Source organism: Pseudoalteromonas sp. SMS1, from assembly GCF_021530565.1.
Taxonomy (GTDB): domain Bacteria; phylum Pseudomonadota; class Gammaproteobacteria; order Enterobacterales; family Alteromonadaceae; genus Pseudoalteromonas.
Genome location: NZ_JAKGBI010000059.1, coordinates 1 through 2,154 on the forward strand (window position 1 = coordinate 1; position 2,154 = coordinate 2,154).

A 2,154-nucleotide genomic window follows, 5' to 3' on the forward strand; every position below is an offset into this window, starting at 1 on the left:
ATCATCCGGCCAATTGAGTGCTTGTTGCCGATTCACTTTTACAACTAAGTGATAATGATTGTTCACAATGGCATACGCCGCAATTTCTATCACAAACACATCACTAAGCAGCTTTAAACGCTCTATCAACCATGTCGCCTATGATCAAAGCTCTTCCCTGTATATTTGTCATCTCCACACAAAAAAGCACGGCGTACGCACCGTGCTATTTTGTGATAATAAGAAGTCGAGGACAAATCTATCAATGCTTTCTTTGCTCTTGTCGTGCCTTTCAAAATCGACTTTAACTGGGTATTTAAACAGTTTTTAAAGAGTCTAGTTTTAGCAGTAAATTTCTGCAAATAAATTTGTTTCTGTCCTAAATTACCAATTTTGGACCAAGTTAATTCTTGGGGAGTTTTAATATGCGATGCAAACCTATTTAAACCAAATCACCTTGACTCAGCTTAGGTCACCTATATGGTCCATCACGAGACTTGTATGAACCTCTTCAAAACCAAAAAAACTCTTTTAACACCTAAAATATCTTCTTCAAACATTTCATAAATAAGTTGTGCTTGTATAAACTCAGTATCTTTTGGTGAAGTACTATCCATATAATTTTGATATAGATTAGGAAAACTTACCCAAGAATAACATTTCAATTCCTCTTTTTGACAAATCATCCTCAGAAATCTGCCCCACGATATCTCATCTGAACTATATTTTAAGTATAAAATAGCAACATAATAGCTCCCTGTGTCACTCAATTCTGAGAGTAAAAAGTCTTCCCCCCTAGAATTTACTTCTTTCATCAACCGAGTCGCGACCTCTATGTTAGTCTTTAAAAGGGATAGTTCAAAAATCCAGTCTTCCGATACACCTCCTTCCAATATCATACTGTCACACCAACTGACACAATCTACTGGTTTGATATAATCAAAATAAACTAAAACTGAAAGCTCTTTTAATAAATTACTATCGAAATTTACCATATTTATCTACTTTTTATTGGGTTGTAAATGGTAGACTTTACAACCCAACTATTTATGTTATCTCACCATATAACGGTTAAATACTGACACTGCTTTATCCGTATGAATACTAGTCTGATCTGCTCTGTGCACCCAATGTCTTAGTGAACCATCTACCCTCGAACCTCGAAACAAGGGCCCTGTGATAATATCTGCAACAGCCTCTGTGGGTAACCATTCTGTAGGAGGAACATAACTCAATTTCACATGTTTAGGTTTATTGAACTTTACAAAGTCCTGCCACTCGTCAGTGGCACCCGAAAACTTTAAGTTGTTAAGTCGCGTTATTTCTTTCTTGGGTACTTCAAATCGAACGAGTGCTTTTGGCTGATTTTGGCCCATCATTTCCGCCGATTCAAATGCATCTCTACGAGAAGTTGTCATGTAAAAACCACGCCCAAAATCATTGTCGCTCTTAGAATACACAAGATTTACACCTTCTTTTCGAATATCATCAACCTTATCCGCTCTAGAGCCGTGATAATAAACAATGACTTCATCTGGCCGTCTAGCACCTTTTAGTGCAACTCCGCCAGGAGCAACTACAGCACTAGCACTTTTTCCCATAAAGCGACCAGCTGCCTGCATTCGACTTTTTGGAGTATCAAGTAATGAGTGGTATTGCAAATCAAACGGATTTAAAGTCCCGCGCCCACTGAGATGACTAACGCCCTGCACAATAGGACTAAAAGCTGCTACAGATGTGCCTAGGAATTGCACATCTTGATAAACACTATCAATAAAACCTTGGCCCATCCCCCAAACAACGTCACCCCAGCCTCCCATTGGGTTGGCTTGCTCATAATCATACTGAGCTTGATTCTGCGCTATAAATTGAGACATTGATGCTTTTTGGTATCGATAGCTCGCTAGAATACCTTCACGCCCTATCGAAGCATTAACATAGCCACGTCTATTTCCTGATATATAAGCTGCTGATTCAGTTATTGGCGTACTCAATGTATTTCGTATTGATTCACTTTGGGCATGCATAAATGCAAGGTTTAACCCTCTACCCGTTGCACTGCTTGACCATGCACTCCCAAAATTTTCCTCCAAGCCTGTTCGAGCTAATACAAGTGAACTGTAATCATCAAATGCTCTATGACTTACAAAAGCATCATTGTACCCAGCACCATTG

At 38.9% G+C, this 2,154-nt stretch carries 2 protein-coding genes and 1 pseudogene; all 3 read right to left on the reverse strand.

Annotation, left to right across the window (positions count from 1 at the left end):
• Window positions 1–182: pseudogene (locus tag L1286_RS23930) on the reverse strand (alpha-amylase family glycosyl hydrolase); the annotation flags it as partial.
• Window positions 183–467: 285 nt separating this feature from the next.
• Window positions 468–974, reverse strand: coding sequence for a hypothetical protein (locus L1286_RS23935; RefSeq protein ID WP_235409536.1), 507 nt, complete (start codon window positions 972–974; stop codon window positions 468–470).
• Window positions 975–1,031: 57 nt separating this feature from the next.
• The coding region (locus tag L1286_RS23940; protein ID WP_235409537.1) for a DUF3990 domain-containing protein at window positions 1,032–2,154 on the reverse strand (1,123 nt) is incomplete at its 5' end.